Raw genomic sequence first — 19,861 nt, forward strand, 5'->3', positions numbered from 1 at the left:
AGGAAGTCGTTGAAGTTGAGTTGGTTAGATAATTGAGTTTCGTCAAAATTTGTGAAGGATTCTGTAAATAGCTGATTGATATGAACTTTCTGAAAAGCGTTAACACTCAGAACTTGCAGAATCCGGGTCAAACTGTGGTCGAGGCAGAGAGTCTTTTTGAGACTGGCGACGAGAAGATAGGTGCAGATGGCGATCCAAATTTGGGTTCTGACGGCATTGTCCGAGGTTCCGAAGAAGGACTTGATCCGCAGGTTCTGTTTGATCCATTTGAAGAAAAGTTCGATCTGCCAGCGGCTCTTGTAGACCAAGGCGACGGTCAATGCTGGGATGGAAAAATTGTTGGAAAGGAATACCAAGTCCTTGCCAGTCTCCTCGTCGAAGAAACGAACTCGACGCAAAGCAATGGGATATCGTTCCTTGGACAGGGCTCCGCTCAGACCGATTGTTTGATCGCTGCGCAGACCTGTGATTTTGGCAACTCTGCGGGACTCCCGGACATAGCAGTCGAGGTTGCGTTTGGCACGGATAACGAAGAACGCTCCGGCCTGGCTGAGGCCGAAGAGTCGACCGAAGTCGAGGTATCCACGATCCATTACATAGATCGTTCCGGGAGAGACTGGCATTCGGTCGAGGAAAGACACATCGTGTTCCCGTCCCTTCGTAACGTCGATGAACAGCGGGATAGAGCCTTGAAGTTCGAACTGCGTGTGGATCTTTACCGCCGCTTTCGTGGAACGAAAGTCCGCCCAAGGGAAGAGAGTCAGGCAAAGATCGATGGTGCTCGAATCGACCGCGACGACCATGCCATCGAGACCCATCGGGTTCGTCTCGCCTGCCTAAAGTCTCCGCGTCCTTCGAATGAGGATATGAGCCATGGCTTCGTAGACGCGCCAGTCCCTCCATTGGTTGGCATATGCCAAATTGGTGCGGGTAATGTTGCCGCGAAACCCCATCGCGTAAGCGTTTTGATTCCCGCGCAAACAAGCCTCGATCTCGCGCAACCCCTCCCGGTAAGTCAACTGGGCAAAGACCATGGCAAGGAATTGGTCGCGTGCGGTAAATCCGCGACTGCTCTTGGGCATCGGGTAAAGCTTGATGCATCGGTCGAACTCCTTCCGGTCCAAGCCATCGGTAATCTGAGTAAAAACGAGCCTGCCAGCGTTCATCCGTTATTGAGAACGAATGCGACGGAAGGTCGCCAGCCGATTCAAATGCGTGACAACCTTTATCCTGTGTAAGACTCTTCAAATGAATCACTTGGAAAAATCGAAACCCCTCTTAACTGGACACTAGTGATACAAACTAATGACTTCCCACTCACTCCGATTCTGATCTAAGAAAAAGTCTAGGCATTCAATATGCCCCATAAGAGGAAGCACTTCTGGCTCCATTCTTTTAGGAATGAGCATCCGGAAGTTTCTCTTTTTCGACTTTCACCAATTATTTCTATGCGAAAACACAATCAATTTGATCGTTCTACGACGAAGACGCTTCTGACGGGGCTGTTCATTGGATCGAGCCTATTTCTTCCTGATGCCGCTGCCACGGAATTCCAGTGGGAAGGATCTTCAGGGGAGCTCTGGGGGGATGATTCCAACTGGATTCCCTCTGCCGTCCCCAATTCACCCGACGACTCGGCAATCTTTACCATTGCCGGAAACGCGAACGAACTCGTTCGACTGTCCGGGGGTCTGGTCGCAGGTCCGTATACGATTGAGAATCTCACGATTCAACAAGGCGGCCCGACCGATCTCGGCTCTTTCCGATTCACAGGAGGAACGCTTGAGTTTGCGACCAACGATCCATCCGGACAAGCCCAGTTGAACTATGAGTCGACCGGGAATACCTTCGAGAGCTTAGCCTCGGTGGAGCTCTCAGACGACACGGTTTTCAACGGAGCCGCCGACAGCGATTTAACCTTCGCCGAGTCCTCCTCAATCATTGGTTCGGCTGCACTCATTAAACAGGGTGAAGGCGAGCTGATCATGGACAATGCGGGCAACAGCTATTCGGGAGGAACCGAAGTCAACGAAGGAACGCTCTCGGTTTCCAGCGATACTCAGCTTGGAGGCTCATCCGGAAATCTTTCTTTTGATGGCGGCACCCTCCGCACCCGCGAGGACATGAGCACTTCCCGGGACACTACGATCGATTCCGGCAACGGGACCATTCGTACCAACAACGGGACCAAGCTGACCCACACCGGCACCATCTCCGGCAACGGCACTTTGACCAAAACCGGCAACGGGAGCTTGATCCTCAAAGGAGACAACACCTACTCGGGGGGCACCCTTCTCTCCTCCGGAACTCTCGTTGTAGGCCATGAAAATGCCTTGGGCACTTCTCCCCTCACGATCGAAGCGGGCACTACCCTCGGTTCGAATAATAATTTCACCGTTTCCAACGATTTCTTCGTAAACGGAGATTTCAACATCGCCCCGGAAGGTGCACCTTCCACTTTCACATCGACGACCTTCGGGACCAGTGGAAAAGTCAACCTCGGTGGAGAAACTCGCACCATTACTAATTCCATCAACCTGTTCGATAACCACCTAGCGGCCGCTCTTTTCTCGGGGGTAATCTCCAACGGTGGAATCAATTTTGCCTCCAGCGGTGTCCCCGGAGCCAATGAAGTTTATTTCTATCTAGAAGGCTCCGAAGCCAATACCTATACGGGTCCGACCACGATCGGGAGCAATGTGATACTCAAGCTACGGAAAGACGAAAACGTTACCGCGATTGCCGGCGACATTTTTATCGACGATAACGGATCCCTCACAACGAACAAAAGCGAACAAATCGCATCCACTGCTAACGTTCATTTTTCCGGAAACAGCAGGATGACTATTGGCACTGGCATTCTTTTGGGGGAGGAGACCATCGGATCTCTTTCCGATGACGGAAGCGGAGATGCCGAAATCGATCTTGGTTATTCAACTCTACGGGTTTCCTCCGGAGAATTTTCAGGGACAATTAGTGGAGCCCCCCGTGAGCCCAGTCTCGAAAAATACGGTCCCGGAACCCTCGTGCTTTCGGGTACCAATACCTATCAAGGCGGCACCCTTGTCTCGGGGGGCACCCTCCAAGTCAGTGCCGACGAAAATCTCGGCGATGCCTCGGGAGAACTCATTCTTGACGGGGGCACACTCCGTACGACCGAGAGCTTCACGACCGATCGGGAAACCACTCTGGAATCGGGAGACGGAACATTCCGCACCAACAATGGCACCAAGCTGACCCACACCGGCACCATCTCCGGAGACGGGGCCCTCATCAAAACCGGCGGTGGCAACCTTCAGCTCGAAGGCAACAACACCTATACCGGAGGCACCATCATTCAGAATGGAGCCGTCCGCGTCTCGAAAGACGAGAATCTGGGAAATGCTAGCGGTGATCTCATTCTCGAAGGCGGTCGCCTCCGGGTTACCGACTCTTTTGCAACCACCCGCACGACCCGTCTTCGCGGCTCGGGAGGCGAGATCAGTGTTCGGAAAGGCGCCACCCTTTTTCACTCCGGACTTCTCCGCGGTCCCGGCTCACTGAGCAAGATCGGAAACGGCACCTTGGATTTGTACTCTGCCAACACGTACAAAGGTGGAACCGTTCTCGACGGTGGCACTCTCGTCGCTCGGAATGCCCAGTCGCTCGGAACTGGTAGACTCGATTTGCAGTCAGGCAACCTCACCCTTCCCGGGAACCTGAACCTCGGCGATGACTTCAACTGGAGCGGAGGCTCCATCAATTCGATCCTCGGGACAAACACTTCCCTCGTGAATATCGACGGTTCGCTCAACCTGACGGGCATCGGTGAATACGAGTTCACGCCCGATGCAGGATTCTCGAACAACACGGACTACCTGATCCTCACCGCCAATGACCCGATCACCTCGGCCACCAGCAGTGACTTCATCGCCAACGACCTCTTCGGCCTGACCGCCCAGTTCAAGGTCGTCGGGGACAAACTCTACGTGAACTATCTCGGATCGGTTTACGCCGGGGGTAATGTTCTGCAAAACAGCGCTCCCGTCGGCACTCCATCCTTCGCCGAGTTTATCGTCGCAGGAGAGGCCCATACCGGCGGACCCAACGAGAGCAACACCATCCGAAGCCTCATTTTCCGCCCGGGCGGCACCCTCCAGGTCAACAACACTCTCTCGATGACCGACGGAAGATTCAGCGTCGACGAAGGAACCGGGACATTGAATGGCGGGCTCATTTTCGTTCCGCAAACCTTCAACAAGACGGGCGGCGGGTCCCTCGTCGTCAACAGTGACGTAAACGTTCAGGGCGCCACCTATGTCGATCAGGGTAGCCTCTACGTCAACGGGAGCTTCTTCTCCGGATTCGGCTTCAACGTCGGCCCCAACGCCCTCCTCGGAGGGAATGGTCGGCTCATTGGCAACCTGATCAATAATGGCACCGTGGCCCCAGGGAACTCAATTGGAACCCTGACCGTCAACGGGGACTACACCCAGACCTCGGGCGGCACCCTCTCGATGGAGATCCGCAACGCCTCCGTCTCCGACCGGATCAACATCACCGGAGCCGCCTACCTCGCCGGAACTCTTGCATTGGACTTCATCAGCAATGAGATCTCCTTCGGCGACGTCGTTACCCTTTTGACAGCACAGGGTGGTATCAACGGTGCCTTTGAGCAGATCTCCGGGGTTCCAGGAGGCTTCCGCGCCCGTCCATGGACCGTGGGCAACAACAGCGTCTACAACCTGATTTTCGCCCCCAGCAGCTACACCCAAGTTGCCCAAGGAGCCAATCAGACCGCGCTCGCCAGAGCTCTCGACCAATGGATCGGTGTCAGCGATCCGCAGATCTCTTCCGCGACCCTGCAACTGGATCTCCTCTCTGCCGATGCTTATCCGGTCGTCTTCGAATCGATCCTTCCGAGCATCTACGGCACCCTCTCAGCCACGACCTTCACCGACTCCTACAGCGATGGTCGCTCCGTAAACCAGCAGGCTCTCTTCGGACGCCAGCGCTTGATGGCCCTCGCTGCCGCCGAGGCGGCAGCCGACGAAACTTCGCCGAGTGAGAAAGCCGCCGACGAATCGGGTGCGACGAACGCTCAGCCTCAACCAGACGACCACGGCTGGCGTGTCTGGGCCGACGCACGAGGACTCTACTCCGACGACGATCCACTCAACCTCGACAGCAAAGGCGGAACCGTCCTCGCCGGAGCGGACATCCTCCTCGCCGAGAACTTCCTCGCCGGGATTTACGTCGGAGGCCAAACCCGCGAATCCCGCGGATCCAGTCCCGACTACCAGTCCGACGGGCCTCGCTTCGGAGCCTACGGCCTCGTGACCTTCCTCCAAAACGCCTACATCAGCGCCGTAGTCGGCGGCGGCACTTCGGATATTAGCGCCACCCGTCCGATCGCCTTCGGTGGCAGCGCCAGCGGCGACACCGATGGCACCGACTGGTTTACCCGCATTGAGAGTGGCTACACCTTCAAGCCGGGCGGTTTCCAATTGACGCCCTTCGCCGGACTCCAGTTTTCCACGGCTGATTTCGACGGACTCACCGAATCGGGTGAAAGCGTCTACGCCCTCGAAATCGAAGACTGGGGATCGGACCGCTTCGAAGGTTACCTCGGAGGCGATCTTTCCCGCCCGATCCCCCTCTCCGGTCAGTATGTCCTCCAGCCCTACGTGCGTCTGACCCTCCGGGAAACCTTCGACCAGAACGACGACAGCCTCAACTCCTCCCTCCTCGCTGGCCAAGGCCCCTCCTTCGCCTACACCCCGGATGAGATCAACGGTGACGGATTCGAATACGGCGGCGGCATTCGCCTCTCCGCGATGCAAACTGGCTGGAACGTCAATCTCGGCTACACCGGATTCTCCGGGGACGACAGCACCTCCAACCAGATCAACCTCGGCTTCAGCTGGGACCTCTAGTTCGAAGATCCATTGCTTTCGCCAAAGGGCGGGCCCGCGAAAGCGAGTCCGCTCTTTTTCTGCAAACCGCTCTTTCGCTCTACAGCTTGCAGAATTCTCCCAATGGAGGGGTTCCCGATCGACTTCGGTCAGTCGGCACGATGAGGCAGAGATACCTCTCCGGAAAATGGCATCAAGCGCTATCCTCACAAGGAGCGCACGACTCCAATCATCGAAGAATCCCTCTCATATACCGAATTCAGGAAGTCTTAACCCGAAAACCGAACAATCCTAAATTTCCAACTACGGTCTACCGTAGACGCCCCGATCCTCTGCTCTCCGTGAAGTCCCTAATCATTTTTTTCATCACCCTCATCTTCGGTCCGTTCATCACCCAGAGCGCTCCGAGTCCGGCGGTCCCCGCCCCCCAGGCGATCCTCACCGTCGAAGAATTCGCGCTGGGCGGAGTGGGCTTCGGTGGGCAGTCCAGCGACGGCGAGATCGTCTTCGAGCAGATCATCAGCCGGAACGACAACCTCGAGCAGTTCCTTCAAATCTACGCCAAGGGAAACAATCAGTCCAAAATGTATTCGATGGTCGCTTTCTACTATTTGGATCGAGATCTCTACGAACACATCAAAGCGAATCACATCAATCGTGACCCCGCCCCGACCCTTATGTGGGCACAAGGATGTTCCTGGGAAACGGTCCCCTGTCAGTATATTTTCCCCCGTATTGAAGAGGGAGCCTATGAACGATTCATTCCCGAAGAACTTCGGCCCCCTTCTTCAAACGAAAATGAGTCGGATTCGGCTACTTCTCCAAATTCAACCGAAACGGAATCATCGGGGATGGGCTGAACCCCGCCTTTTCGTAAAATCGGATCGCTCCTTCGTTGGTCCCGTCCGTCAGCAAAGTGATTCTTCCGGCCCCCTTTTCCTTCGCCCGATCAATGGCGGCCACGAGAATTCTCTCACCGATTCCCAGATTCCGGTATTCCGGATCTACGACCATGTCTTCGAGGATGACCACCTCTTGTCCCATAAAGGTGCTGATCGTAGAGAGTAGATTCACCATCCCGACAATCACACCGTCCCTTTCAGCCACCAAAACCTCCCCCCGCTGCGGTTCCTCAAGGATCTTCCGCAAACCAGCTTCCTGCTTCCTTGAGTCAGGACCAAACTCTACCTCCTGCTGGAACAAAACCCCGAGTAATCGACACAGCGCAGGGATATCCCGCCTTGTCGCAATTCGAATTTTCATAACAAACGCGGTGCATCTCCTATGCCGATTCGAATTCTTCCGCCAGTGAGGATCACGAAGTCATCGCAGATCGCTCTGATCCGATTTTACGTCGGCCCCAAACCGAACAAGACCCATCCACAGGAAACGCGGCTCCGTTGTTCTTCCTCCGCCTTATCAACGACAGAACTGCGCCCCGGCTCTACACCGATTCACCGTCCTCTAACTGTGAGTCCTCCTTCAATTGGGGCTTCCGCTTGAACGCCAACAGAAGAGGCAATCCCCAAGCGGGAATCAAAACGAGTAAAGCCACGACAGAATCTACGATCGAGAGCCTATCCTCGTAAAAGGAAAGGACAATGCTCCCATTGAGGACAACGAAAACGATGATCGCCAACACCAGCAACTGAACTCCGGTCATTCGCCGAGTCTGTTCCTTTCCCGTAATGGCGCCGATGCCAATCCAGAGTCCAATAACGAGGAGGCTTAAGGCAATGGAGAAGACGAGTACATGAATAAAAACCGACACCAAACCGGTCGATGGCGGTGGATTGCAAAAGTGAAGCGATAAAAACGAAAGACCTAACCATGCCCCGAAAATGACCATGGAGATGCCCAAAAAGAATCCAATCAATCGCTTCATATATCCCATGCAATTTTTTTTGAGCCGTAATTAAATCTGATTTGGGCGAACTGACTTCCTGGGAACCCGGTCCACTTTATCAGGCCAAATCAAAACACCCCTCTGGCATATTACTATCGTCGATGGGAGCCATTGCAATCGTGGAACTGAACCGATCAGAGAGAGACAACTCTCCCGCCTTGCCATTCCCCTCTTCTCCTTTGAATACTCGATTCATGAAGCCGACACTCCTCGTCCTCGCCGCCGGAATGGGTAGCCGCTATGGCGGCTTGAAACAGATCGACCCCATGGGTCCCAACGGGGAGACGATGCTCGACTATGCGGTCTCGGATGCCGTGAAAGCGGGATTCGGTCGGGTAGTCTTCGTGATTCGACGGGACATCGAAGAGGCTTTCCGCGAAACCGTGGGAACGCGAATCCCGAGCTCTATTGAGGTCGATTACGCCTTTCAGGAATTGGCCGACTTGCCGCCCTCTTTTGTGGTTCCCGAAGGCCGGGAGAAACCCTGGGGCACCGCCCACGCGGTGCGGGCGGCCCGAAAGGTCGTGAACGAGCCGTTTGCGGTGATCAACGCCGATGATTTTTACGGTCAGGAAGCATTCTCCTCGATCGGTTCGTGGCTCAGGGAACAGGATCCGGAACGGCCTGCCGTGGCCATGGTCGGCTATCGGCTGGAAAACACACTGTCCGAGCATGGTTCGGTCAATCGAGGTATTTGCGTCGTCGAGAATCATTTGCTCCGGCGAATCGAGGAGGTGGAAAAACTCCGCCTCGAGAAAGATGGGATGGTCCGCGGAACTCCTCCCAGTGGATTCCGCCGTGAGGTTGCCGCCCAGACGCCGGTTTCGATGAATTTCTGGGGCTTCACCCCGGCGGTGTTCCCCCTTCTCGAGCAAGCCTTCGACATTTTCTTGCGCAAGCGGATCCACGAATCGAAGTCGGAATGGTATCTCCCGGCCGTGGTCGATGAATGGATCGCCTCAGGATTGCTCCAATGCCCAGTCCTCGAAACAGACAGCCAATGGTTTGGCGTCACTTATCCGGAAGACCGTGAGAAGGTCACCGCTGCGTTGAAAGAGATGGGTCTGACAGTCGAACGGTAGCGCGGTTTGGCCCAAACCGCACCCCGCGTCGGATCTCAGCCAATTTCGTCGAAACAACGAAAAATCCCCGCGAACGCGGCCGAAACGGCCCTCGCCATTTCCCGCCACGGAAAGCAACCTCTTTTCCTGATCGGAGTGTCGGGTTGCCCTACTGCGCCCCACCGGTGCTGCGACAGTCGCGACACCGGCCAAAGATGACAACTTCTTCTCCTTCGTAGACGAAATCCGGATGCTGGGGAATACGATCCATGACATCTGGCGTTTCGAAAGGAAGGGTGAAGACCTGATTGCACTCCCGGCAAATGAAATGCGGGTGATGTTCCCCATCGGGCGAGGGCAACTCGTATCGATTCGGCTGACCTGGGTAGTGCACTCGGGCGAGCTCAAATTCCTGCACCATTTCAGAAAGGTTGCGAAAGACAGTGCGCTCACCCAATCCGGGGCATAGCTCCCGGGCACCTGCGAAGATCTGATCAAAGGTAAGAGGACGCCTCTCCTTTTCCAGAACTTCAAGAATTGCTTTGCGCTGGCGGGTCGATCGTTTACGTGCGGTAGGCATGGAGTAACTAGAAGCCTACAAGTATCAGAGCTGACGTGGCGAGTCGTAAAGAGACCGGAGCCGATCGATCGCCCTCTATGGTCAGCTTTCTCCGAAGAAGGCCCCTCTTTAGCAAAGCGCTTCCGAGCGCGGTATTTTTCTCCTCCGTCGTTGCCAACCTTCGGCGAGTTCATCAAGGTCGAAGCCATGAAAGACCCGGTTGAACTTCTCAGTGAATACATCGCTCACGCCAGTGTTTCCACGGACCCGAATGCGAAGGAGGGAATGCGCGGAGCCATCGGATTCGCCACGGAGAGACTGAAAGAGCTGGGCTTCACTGTCGAAGAAGTGCCGACCCCACTCCACCCTATTCTTTTGGCCGAACGTCTGACCAGCCCTGAAGACCCGCACGTTCTCATTTACGGGCATTACGACGTGCAGCCTTCGGATCCGGACAAACTCTGGACCACACCTCCCTATCAAGCCGAGATCCGCGGCAAGCGAATCTACGGCCGGGGCTCCGCCGATAATAAAGGCCCTCAGATCGTCCATATGGCGGCGCTGGCCAAGGCGCTGGAAGAGAATCCAGATCTGGCCCTGAACATCACCTGGTTCATTGAGGGTGAAGAGGAAATCGGGAGCCCGAGCTTCCGAGGATTTCTCAAGACTTATAAGGACCGGCTCAGTGCAGCGGATTTCGTTCTTCTCTCCGATACCGGAAGCCCATCCGCCGATCAATTGGTCGTGACCACGGCCTTGCGCGGACTCGTTTCCATGGAAGTCAAGCTGACCGGGCCGAAGATGGATCTGCACTCGGGCATTCACGGAGGCGCTGTCCGCAATCCGATTCAGGCTCTCTCCACACTCTTGGCCACTCTCCACAATGAGGATGGCTCGGTGAACCTCCCCGGATTTTACGACGGAGTCTCGCTCCCCGAGGATTGGGAACGTGAGGAACTCTCGCGTCTCCCATGGACCGAAGAGGAATACGCCAAGTTCCTCGATGTGGATGAATTTTTCACCGCCCCCGGATACAATGCGCTCGAGGCGGTTCGCTTTGGACCGACTCTGGAAATCAACGGGATCGGCGGCGGTTTTCAGGGAGAAGGCCAGAAGACAGTCATCCCCAGCCAAGCCTTCGCCAAGCTCACTTGCCGACTGGTGGCCGGCCAGAGTGCCGATCGAATCGAATCTCTCCTCGTCAAAGCCTTACAAGAGCGCTGCCCTTCCGGCGTCCGCATTTCCATAGAAACCCACGGCGGCGGCGATCCCTACTTCATCGTACCGCCCAATCGCTCCAACACACCGGCCGACCAAAGTCCGGAAATCCAAAAAGGGTTTTCCGTCCTCGAAAGTGCCATCACCGAATCATTTGGGAAAAGACCTCTCTACCTCCGGGAAGGCGGAAGTGTTCCCATCATCGCCGATCTCAAAGACATTGTCGGGCTCGACACAATTATGGTCGGCCTCTTTACCCCATCCGACAACCTCCATGCTCCGGACGAGAGCTTCCACCTCGACATTTTGAACAATGGCATTTCCGCCTTTGCCAAAGTTTTTGCCGAGCTGGCGAGAAAGTAGTTTTGCGAAATCTACTGAGCCAATAAAACGGGCACCTCGATCAAAACCCGCAACCCTCCGGCCTTCGCCTGACTCAAAACAACCGTGCCTCCTAAGAGGTTCACGTTGGACCTCACGAGACTGAGGCCGAGCCCAACTCCTTCGTGGCGCCGGGTTAAAGTCCCATCGACCTGCTCAAAGGGCAGGAATACCCGTTCGCGATCATCGCTCGATATCCCTTCGCCACCGTCCTCCACTTCCAGCCTCAGCACCCGAACTCCCTTATTCGATTTGCCTTCAGACATTTTGACGCTAATCGGAGAGCCGTTCCCAAACTTGATCGCATTCCCGATCAGGTTCTCGAGAATCACATACCAAGCGTTCGGATCGGTCAGGTACGAACGGGCTTCGACCCCTGTGAAATCGACCTGAATGAGATCCTTCGCCTCCTCAAAACGGACGCCCAAAATTTCAATCACTTCCAGAGCCACGGTTTCGACAACGATCGGCTCACGAACCGATTGTTGAACTTCGCTGGCCATATCAGAATAGCGTAGGATCGCGGTGAGAAGTGACTCCAGCCGACGACCTGACTCTACGATAGCCTCAACGCTTTCCTTCTCGGACGAGCCAAGGTCTTCACTTGACTCCAGAAGTTGGCAAAAACCGAGGATCCCGTTCAGAGGCGTTCGGATCTCATGGCTCACGTTCCCAAGAAAGTGAGCCTTTGCCCGATCCGCAGCCGCCGCTCGGTCACGTTCCAAGCGCAGCTCCTCCGTTCTTTGCTCGACCAGCTTTCGCAAAATTCGATTCAGCCCGATTACGACAAATACCACAATCAAAACGGCCCCAAGAAGAGCCCACAAAATCAGCGGAATCTGTGTCTCCACCTGGGGAGAAAGGTATTTCACGATTGCTCGATTCAAGACGGAATCGGTCTCATTCTGCTGCCGACTGAGAACTTCATCAATCTGGCTGATCAACTCCGGCGAAACCTCCTTGTTGTAGCCGATTCGAATCTCGACTGGATTGAAGCTAACATAGGTCGAGACGATTGCGTCCTCCCTCTTCAGCTGGCTGGAGTAAATCTCATTGAGCACTGCGAGATCGACCTTGCCGCTCAGCAACGACTCAAGCGCTTCGTCGTAAGAATCAACCCACCGAATATCGCTCGTGATTCCATAGATCTCGCATAGCTCTTGGAAGGCCTCTGCATGAACGTCATCACGGATAAGAGCGACTTTCTTCCCAGCGAGGTCTTCCATCTCGTGAAAAACAAAGTTCTGACGTCGAAAGAGGACCGCTCGATTTCTCAACAAAAAGACTTTTGAGAATTTGAGCAATTGCTGACGCTCGTAGGTCTGAGCGAGCGCGGGCATAACATCCATCTTCCCATTTGCGGTCATCTCCTTGGCATCCACGAAACTCGCTTCGTGGAACCGAAAATCGAGATTCGTCTCTTTTTGCAGAGCGCGAAAAAAATCCGGAACAATCCCTGAAGGCTTCTTTCCTTCCTCAAGAATGATCAATGGGGGGTTGTCATAGAGAACGACATCAATCTCTTCGCCGCGACTCGCAAGCGTTGATAGAATGAGAAAGAATACCGCGGGCAAAAACTTCACTCAGTCTCCTCCGTTCCCAGCTGAAGCAATTCCTCAACCGCTTCCGACGCAGATTCTTTCCCGGACAAATACGCAGCAAAAATTTCTGCGGCCGCCTCGGAAAATGCTGGATATCCCCGATTCTGCGCACGGGAGATGGTGTCCTGAATAGCCTCCTCATAAGCATCTAACCAAGGCAAGGCTGCAGCGATCTTCTGATGATCCAAAGATATCGTCCGTGTCGGGGATGCCCCTCTTCTCACCAGCAAAAGATTCGTCTCAGGCTCCGACCAAAAGGCCGCAAATTCCACAGCAAGATCCGCTTTTTCACTGCGCCGGGGTATTCCCATCGTCCACATTCCACTGATGCAGACGGGAGAACCGTCTGGCGCTCTCGGACCGACCGAAAAGCCAAGATCATCCTGAACAAACGTCTCCTTCGGATCCATAATATTGGGAATATATGCAGGCCATAGCATCCCTTGCGCCAGTTTACCCACCCTCATTAGATCTGCTCTCTGATCGTAGTGCCACGCCCCTCGCTTCTTGGGTCCGAAGGCTGATAGAGACCGATACCATTCAAGAGCATCCTCCGCAGCCTCCTTATCGAAGTTTGTTTGAAGCTCATCGTCCGAGAGAGTCTGCCCAAAAAGCTCGAGTGACCAAATAAGTGCGATCGTCAGAGCCTCGGAGACTTGATCGACAGGAGAGAACCCATATAAATCCGGCGGCCGATGGAAGAACTCGGCCATATCTCGAAATTGTTGGGCATCGCGCGGCGGAGCGAGTTCATAGCCGTAGCGCTCTTCAAAGGCCTGCTGTTCTTTCGGCGAGTCCCAGAGATCCTTCCTATAAACATAAAGATAAACGTTTGGGTTAACGGGAACTCCATAGAGGACTCCATCAATTGAGGATGCCTCGATCATTTGCTCGTTGGTCCACCCTTCCAACTGAATGGGGTCAAACTTCTGCGGACTTGGCCAATCGTCGAAGGGCAGCAGAACATCACTCATCAACGCCAAGAAGGGCTCATCCACCGTAACCAAGTCGAACTGGGAAAGATAATCCGTCAAGTTCAGCTCATTTAACATCTCCGACCGATGTAATTGAGTCATCTCTACAAGGATCCCCGTAGTATCCTCAAACTTCCGGGTGATCTCAAAAAGCGCTTGGGATTGAGGATCGTGAAAGGTCAGAACCTTGATGACCTCAGACTCTTTTTGTGGGCTCTCCTCTTGCCCGAAAACCAGATTCCCAAGAAAAAAGGCAACCATTGCCAAACCGACTCCAGTCAGGCGTATTCGAGTGAGGATGAGAAAGGGGTTCACAAAGCCCAAATGGAAAGATTTCAGGAGTTAAATGAGATGAGTCCCCGCAAGCGGCAAACTCTAAAAATAGAGTAAATCGCAAAACCACCGAAAGGCAAGAATACAGTCTCTCATCCACCGATTGAAGACTCGCTCGGCTCTATCTCCCTCTCAGCTTTTGGAAAATCCATCCTCAACTCCCCCTTTCGAGGGAATTTCTTCACATCAATCGCCGATCGCGATTCGATCCAAAAAAAGACCTCCCTCCGGAAATCCGGAAGAAGGTCTCTCAAAAATCGGAGGTGAGCAGCGGTCTTGGCCACCAACCCCGAGAAATTAGCAAATAACTCTGATCAACCGCGGTAGCCGACGAGGCGAGCTTTTTCCACATTCCAAATCTTCAGCCGGAAACAGCGGAAGACTTCTACTGGAGACAAGCTGGTCGTCTTGGCATTCTGCAGTTCCGGGATCGCCTTGAAGGCTTCCGGCAAACGATAGAATGGAATCCGAGCATTCAGGTGATGGATATGGTGATACCCAATGTTCCCGGTGAACCAATGAAGAATGCGAGGCATCTTCATGAAACTCGAAGATTCGAGAGCAGCCCCTTCATAAGTCCAGCCATCTTCATCCTTGAGGAGAACCCCGGGGAAATTGTGCTGGGCATAAAAGAGGTAAGAACCGAGACATGCCGCGATAATGAACGGAAGGACGAGGGAGAAGAAGACTCCTGCCCAGCCGAAAGTCACTGCGAGCAAGACAATCAACGCCGCGTGAACCACCAAAGCGATGGCACAATCGAAATGCTTTCGTGGATTCTCGAAGATCGGTTCGAGGCACATCGAAAACACGAACGAGGTCAAATATCCGGCCAGAATCGTCAATGGATGACGGCTGACTCGGTAGCGAATCCGAACCAGCAATGGCGAAGAACGATAGCGTTCCACCGTCATGGTCGGGAACGAACCCAAATCATTTCCGTGAAGCTTCGAATTATTCGCGTGATGCGAATCGTGTGAGTGCTTCCAGACACTACTGGGCGTCAGGGTAAGAATCCCCACCACCGTCATCAGACGGTCGGCGAGCTTCGACTTGGCCAGAATCGCCCGGTGCTGATGGTCATGAAAAATCACGAACACCCGGACAATCATCAACGCCGTCAAGACGCTGAAAGCGATCCGAAACGGGATGGCCCAGAACGGAAACGTCCCGACTACCGCCAGTGCCAGAATGAGTAGAGAGGAAATTACGGCAAACCAACTCTTCGAAGGAATGTCCCTCGCAAACTGAGCAGTAGCCCGTGAGATCTTCTTCCCGCCTGTGGGCGCCGTCTTACCGGCTTCCTGAACGAGCGGAGTTTCGATGTGACCCTCCGGGGCGGGGATTGGCATCTGAATTGAAGATCCACTCATCCTCTCGCCTTCCGTTTGGCTCCTGCCGGTCCACGACTTCCTTGAGCTGCCCCGCTGCGGCCTCGGCCGCCTCCGGGGAAACCACCACCACCCGAACGATCACCGCGTCCGCCACGTCCGTAAGGGCGCTTGCGGCGACCACCGCCACCCTGTCCGCGGCCTTTACCGCCACCGGATTTACTCTTCGGCATTCCTTCGTAATGGAAAGGTTGATCCCGCTCCAAATCGATTTCCTTACCGAGGTGTCGTTCGATCTGGAACAACTCTGAGGTCGTTCCTTCATCGCAGAAGCTGATTGCGCGACCTGAGGTCTCCGCACGGGCGGTCCGTCCAATCCGGTGCACGTAGGTGTCAGCTTCATTCGGCAAATCAAAATTCACGACCAGACCGATGTCTTTCACATCGATTCCCCGGGCAGCCACATCGGTGGCGACCAGGACCGATACGCGGCCATCGCGGAAACGATCCAACGCCTTTTGACGGGCCGCTTGGGTCTTGTTCCCGTGAATCGCCTCACTGACGATTCCGAAGCCTTTGAGCTTCTTGGAAAGTTTGTCGCACCCGTGCTTGGTCCGGCTAAAAACGAGAGTCCGCAGATCCGAGGGAGAGCCGTCTTGCTCTGTCAGGTAATACTGCAAGAGTGGAAGCTTATCCTCGACCCGCACGTGGCAGACCTTCTGGTCGATCCGTTCGACAACCGGCTTACCGGGATCAATGCGGATTTCCACAGGATCATTGATGAAGCGATCGGCAACCGAGCGGACTTGGCCATTCAGGGTTGCCGTGAAAAGAGCCGTCTGGCGCTCACTGGGCATCATTGCCGCGATTTTCTTCACGTCGTGGACAAATCCCATGTCGAGCATCCGATCCACTTCGTCGAGGACGAGGAATTCAACCCGCTGCAGATCGACGTGGCCTTGATTGATCAGGTCGAGCAATCGACCAGGAGTGGCGACGAGAATGTCGACCCCGCGGCGCATGGCGTTGACCTGTGGTTTCTGGCTCACGCCTCCATATATCAGGCAGTGACGCAATTTCAGGTATTTCCCGTACTTCGAGAAGCTCTCGCCTACTTGAACCGCCAACTCGCGAGTCGGGGTCAGGACCAGAGCGCGGGCGCAATTGGCCACCGGACGGTCCGGACTTTGGGACATGTGGTGAAGAATCGGCAGCGCAAAAGCGGCCGTTTTCCCCGTCCCCGTCTGGGCACATCCAATAATGTCCCGGCCTTCCAGTTGCGGCGGAAGCGCCTGTTCCTGGATCGGAGAAGGAGTGTCGTAGCTGAGATCGCGCAATGCACGTTGAATCGGCTCCGCCAATGGCAAAGCCGAGAATGGTGTAGTAGTCATGTCTTGGGTGGGGCCTCGAAGGGGCCTCCTGAGATTCGATGAGATTTGGTTGTAAAACCCTCAGCAATCTCTCATCGATCAAGACCGGTCAGGGGAACCCGAATGACAACATTCGAGCGGGACGAGTGTCCCATCAGAAACTCGGAAAATGACAGTGGTTCTGTCAAAGGCAAGGGCAATCGCACGAAAATCGATACACAGTCTCAATGACCCGACTCCGCCCTCTCAGGGTGGCATTCAACCGCTCCCGAGAGGTTCGCCCTCAAAAATTCAGGAGATGCTCTCCCCTCTCTCGAACGGCTTACGAGCGAGATAACTACGCCCGATCCCACTGAGCCATATGGACCAGAGGAAAACCAGCGGCGCCACCGTCTCCAACCCCTCCTCCAAAGCTTGCAGGTGATCGACCCAACCTTGACTGAGCGTGATGTCAAAGAGGTTGTTCAACTCAGCCGGAAGCCGATCAAGACACTTGCTCGCAACAAGAAGAACGCCGGTGGCGAAAAGCCATAGAGCTGACCGGGAACTCCACCCGCCTTCAAAAAACAAAAACCGGATTGCCGCGTAGAAGGCGTAAACCATCCCGGCGATGAGAATCAGAACAATCAGTCCTGCGATCAGACGTTCCATCAACGGGGCCGAAGAATCCAGATAGAAATTGATCTTCAGCGCCCCTTGCGTGGTAAATTTCTTGTGCCAGTCCGCTTCCCGTGCCGCCAAAGCCAGACTCAACAAAGCAAACGAAACAGCCCGGAAACCCAAAGGACGCACGCGAACAAAAATCAAAACCGCCCCCGCAATCCATCCGTAGAACGAAAGGGTCTCAAAGAACCCATCCTCCGCAAACATCCGCTGGAAGGCATCTGCCGACAACACAATCGGAGCAATCACCAAGAAGCCCAACAGAACCGCCAGAATCGCAAGAAAGATCCGGTCCCCCGGAGATAGTCGAATCGCCATCGACAAAATGTTTCAGAAATTTTGCGTCCGGTAAATCGGAATCCAATGTCCGCCGAGCCAAGCCCTACCCCACTGGTAAGCTCCCCAGTGGCCGAATTAAGAAACCAGGTTACTTATTAATTGACATCATCAAACCTATTCTCGCTTAGGTTCAGTCCTGAGACGCCAATCAGTATTCGAGCGCGAACATCGCGTGATGATCCATCGAGTCGAGCCGGAAGGTCACGGTCTCGGGACTGATTCCTGCCTCAATGTCTCTTCCTTCGGGGACCGAAATCACTCGCTTCACTGACTTGGGAAGGCGCACGGTGACTCCAAGATTGTGAAGGGGTCGGACGTCTTCAATTACTTCATAGCCATTCAGTTTCCCCCCCAAGGTGCCTCCATGGAGAGTGACAGCCCCTCCCCGATTGATGGTGCAGCCATTGAGAAGGTGAAGGATATAGCGATTTTCCGTCTCTTGATGAGTAAGGACAACGCGTGCGGTCGAGGGGAAATTCTCGACGGACACGCTTCGGCCTCCGTCCAAGAGAAGATCCAGATGCTTTCCAATAAGCTGCCGCAGGGCGACCTGGCCGGTTCCGCGGTAGATCGAGAAAACCGGGTGCGCCATGTAGAGGATATTGCCTTTCTTCGATCCGGTGGAGAATTCCGACGGCTCCGGCTTCGGTGGGGTGTGCTGGTGACTGCAAAAGTGGTCCCACTCGCGATTGAAATACGGCTCGTAAACTTCGCCGAGGGATTCGCCATCGGTCATTTTCAGACGACGGGATTGCCCGTACATCACCATAGGCTGGTTGACGAAATCCGCCCGCAAATCTTTTCGGGGTAGCGAATAATCCGGCTGGAAGGGAGAGATCTCCGAAACCGAGGCACCGATATCAAACAAACATCCCGATTCAGAATCCACGGCGCTATCGTGCGACAAGAAGAGTTTCCCGCCCGCCTCCAGATAGGAGCGGAGCTTTCTCTCGAGCGCTTCGTCGACCGACACGTCATCGGGCAACACAAGCATTTGGTAGGGAGAAAAATCCATATCGACGTCGATCACGTCGAAGAGCTGGTGTTCCTCCAATAAAACACGGGCAGCCCCGATATCGGATGCGGTCTCCCGTTCCGAATTGAGGAAAGCCTCCTTGCCTCGGACTGAAAGGCTCGAGAGCAAGGCGATGTCAGCCACATTGCGGGCACCTCGGGCGTAGGACTCTTTCTCAGCCACTTCGCGATAAGCCTCGCCGACGATCTCGTAGGTGGATTCGTCAATTTCCCCCGTCGGGTGCAACTGGTCCCCGACGCTGCAACGGGCGCCATAGGCCAACATGGCACAACACTCGTATCGCAAGGCGTTTGGATGCTTATATCCACCAAACTCGCCCCAAGTAGAATGGAATTTTCCCGTCATCCCCAAATAGTCGAAATCCAACTGGTGAGCATATTTCGCGAGGAAGGGGAAATGGTCATAGCCCCAGCCTCCGGTAGGGAGACTTTCCAACTCCAAATGGCTGAAAAAGGGAAGAATCTCTCGGAATCCCGGAGTGATATTCCCACTGTTGTGAAAAACGGGCATCTCGGGCTGGAGACGTCGGACCGTCTCCGTCGTCCGCTGGTAATACTTCATCAGCGCATCGTACCGGGACTGCAGGCGATCTTCGGGATTCTTCGGATCGAGCCCTTTCTCCTGCATGTGCTGGAGAGCCCACATCGAGCAGTCCTCTCCTTGGTTGATGATGTCGTAAAAAATACCATCCGCATCCGGGAACAGCTCCACGACCTCCTCCGTCAGTTCACAGAGGTAATCCAGGTAGGGGGAATGGAAACTGAGCATTTTGAAACCCGCCACGATATTACTCTTCGACCAACCGGTGAACTGTCCGTCGGGGCCGATCTCCCGCCAACCGGGATTTTCGTCCGCAGCCAGGTTATTCACCCCAGCTGTCAGGTAGATGGGCACATTGATTCCGATTTCCTTACAGGCATCGAACTGAGCCCTTAAGAGGTCAAAATTGAGCCCTGGATGACGCTTTCCCACCTTCCCGTCGTAGTAGGCCCAGCCGTGGTGGCAGACTGCAAAGGTCGTCACGCTGTCCACCTCCGCCCGCTTCAGGGTTTCCTGATACTTTTTCTTATCGAATCGTGATCCGATGCCGGGAATCGCTCCAGAGGTGTGAAAATCGAGGTGAATCTGACGGTAGCGGAGTGGATTAGACATACCCGAATTCTTAGTGGTCAATTTCCCCGAGGAAAGCGGATTC

13 protein-coding genes and 2 pseudogenes are annotated in these 19,861 nt (G+C 54.6%); 4 read left to right on the forward strand and 11 right to left on the reverse strand.

Translation table 11 applies throughout. The features are described from left to right. Positions 1–1,166, reverse strand: a pseudogene (locus H5P30_RS03340) (IS4 family transposase); the annotation flags it as partial. A gap of 282 nt (positions 1,167–1,448) precedes the next feature. Here H5P30_RS03340 and H5P30_RS03345 point away from each other — a divergent pair. Further along, positions 1,449–5,915, forward strand: a complete 4,467-nt coding sequence (locus H5P30_RS03345; RefSeq protein WP_185691547.1) for an autotransporter domain-containing protein — start codon at positions 1,449–1,451, stop codon at positions 5,913–5,915. Positions 5,916–6,235: 320 nt separating this feature from the next. Beyond that, positions 6,236–6,754 (forward strand): hypothetical protein, encoded by a 519-nt coding sequence (locus tag H5P30_RS03350; protein ID WP_185691548.1) that lies wholly within the window; start codon positions 6,236–6,238, stop codon positions 6,752–6,754. Here the strand turns inward: H5P30_RS03350 and H5P30_RS03355 are convergent. From H5P30_RS03355 to H5P30_RS03365, 3 genes and pseudogenes are all read right to left on the reverse strand, one after another. Continuing rightward, a pseudogene (locus H5P30_RS03355) lies at positions 6,708–7,175 on the reverse strand (GNAT family N-acetyltransferase); the annotation flags it as partial. The gene H5P30_RS03350 and the pseudogene H5P30_RS03355 sit on opposite strands and share 47 nt — an antisense overlap. 163 nt (positions 7,176–7,338) lie before the next feature. Continuing rightward, positions 7,339–7,779 (reverse strand): hypothetical protein, encoded by a 441-nt coding sequence (locus H5P30_RS03360; RefSeq protein WP_185691550.1) that lies wholly within the window; start codon positions 7,777–7,779, stop codon positions 7,339–7,341. Between the two features lie 79 nt (positions 7,780–7,858). Continuing rightward, positions 7,859–7,996 (reverse strand): hypothetical protein, encoded by a 138-nt coding sequence (locus tag H5P30_RS03365; protein WP_185691551.1) that lies wholly within the window; start codon positions 7,994–7,996, stop codon positions 7,859–7,861. On the opposite strand from H5P30_RS03365, the gene H5P30_RS03370 reads away from it, so the two are divergent. Continuing rightward, positions 7,995–8,882, forward strand: coding sequence for a nucleotidyltransferase family protein (locus H5P30_RS03370; protein ID WP_185691552.1), 888 nt, complete (start codon positions 7,995–7,997; stop codon positions 8,880–8,882). The genes H5P30_RS03365 and H5P30_RS03370 overlap by 2 nt on opposite strands. 148 nt (positions 8,883–9,030) lie before the next feature. Here the strand turns inward: H5P30_RS03370 and H5P30_RS03375 are convergent, their stop codons facing one another. Then, positions 9,031–9,441 carry a Fur family transcriptional regulator gene (locus H5P30_RS03375; protein ID WP_185691553.1) on the reverse strand — a complete coding sequence of 137 codons (411 nt, stop codon included), beginning with the start codon at positions 9,439–9,441 and terminating at the stop codon, positions 9,031–9,033. A 186-nt stretch (positions 9,442–9,627) separates the two neighbouring features. Here H5P30_RS03375 and H5P30_RS03380 point away from each other — a divergent pair, with 186 nt between their 5' ends. Further along, entirely contained in the window at positions 9,628–11,001 is a 1,374-nt protein-coding gene (locus H5P30_RS03380; protein ID WP_185691554.1) for a M20/M25/M40 family metallo-hydrolase, read from the forward strand. Positions 11,002–11,012: 11 nt separating this feature from the next. Here H5P30_RS03380 and H5P30_RS03385 read toward each other — a convergent pair whose 3' ends face one another. From H5P30_RS03385 to H5P30_RS03410, 6 genes are all read right to left on the reverse strand, one after another. Next, positions 11,013–12,602 carry an ATP-binding protein gene (locus H5P30_RS03385; protein WP_185691555.1) on the reverse strand — a complete coding sequence of 530 codons (1,590 nt, stop codon included), beginning with the start codon at positions 12,600–12,602 and terminating at the stop codon, positions 11,013–11,015. Further along, a complete protein-coding gene (locus H5P30_RS03390) occupies positions 12,599–13,909 on the reverse strand; it encodes an extracellular solute-binding protein (protein ID WP_185691556.1) in 1,311 nt (436 codons plus the stop codon). Before H5P30_RS03390 ends, H5P30_RS03385 begins: the two co-directional genes overlap by 4 nt. Positions 13,910–14,241: 332 nt before the next feature. After that, complete coding sequence (locus tag H5P30_RS03395; protein WP_246459269.1) at positions 14,242–15,300, reverse strand: fatty acid desaturase family protein; 1,059 nt, start codon at positions 15,298–15,300, stop codon at positions 14,242–14,244. Further along, positions 15,297–16,649, reverse strand: coding sequence for a DEAD/DEAH box helicase (locus H5P30_RS03400; protein WP_185691557.1), 1,353 nt, complete (start codon positions 16,647–16,649; stop codon positions 15,297–15,299). The genes H5P30_RS03395 and H5P30_RS03400 overlap by 4 nt, the downstream gene beginning before the upstream one ends. 270 nt (positions 16,650–16,919) lie before the next feature. Further along, complete coding sequence (locus tag H5P30_RS03405; protein ID WP_185691558.1) at positions 16,920–17,609, reverse strand: hypothetical protein; 690 nt, start codon at positions 17,607–17,609, stop codon at positions 16,920–16,922. Between the two features lie 169 nt (positions 17,610–17,778). Next, complete coding sequence (locus H5P30_RS03410) at positions 17,779–19,818, reverse strand: alpha-amylase family protein (RefSeq protein WP_185691559.1); 2,040 nt, start codon at positions 19,816–19,818, stop codon at positions 17,779–17,781. Positions 19,819–19,861 lie beyond the last annotated feature (43 nt).

Source organism: Puniceicoccus vermicola (assembly GCF_014230055.1).
GTDB classification, from domain to species: domain Bacteria; phylum Verrucomicrobiota; class Verrucomicrobiia; order Opitutales; family Puniceicoccaceae; genus Puniceicoccus; species Puniceicoccus vermicola.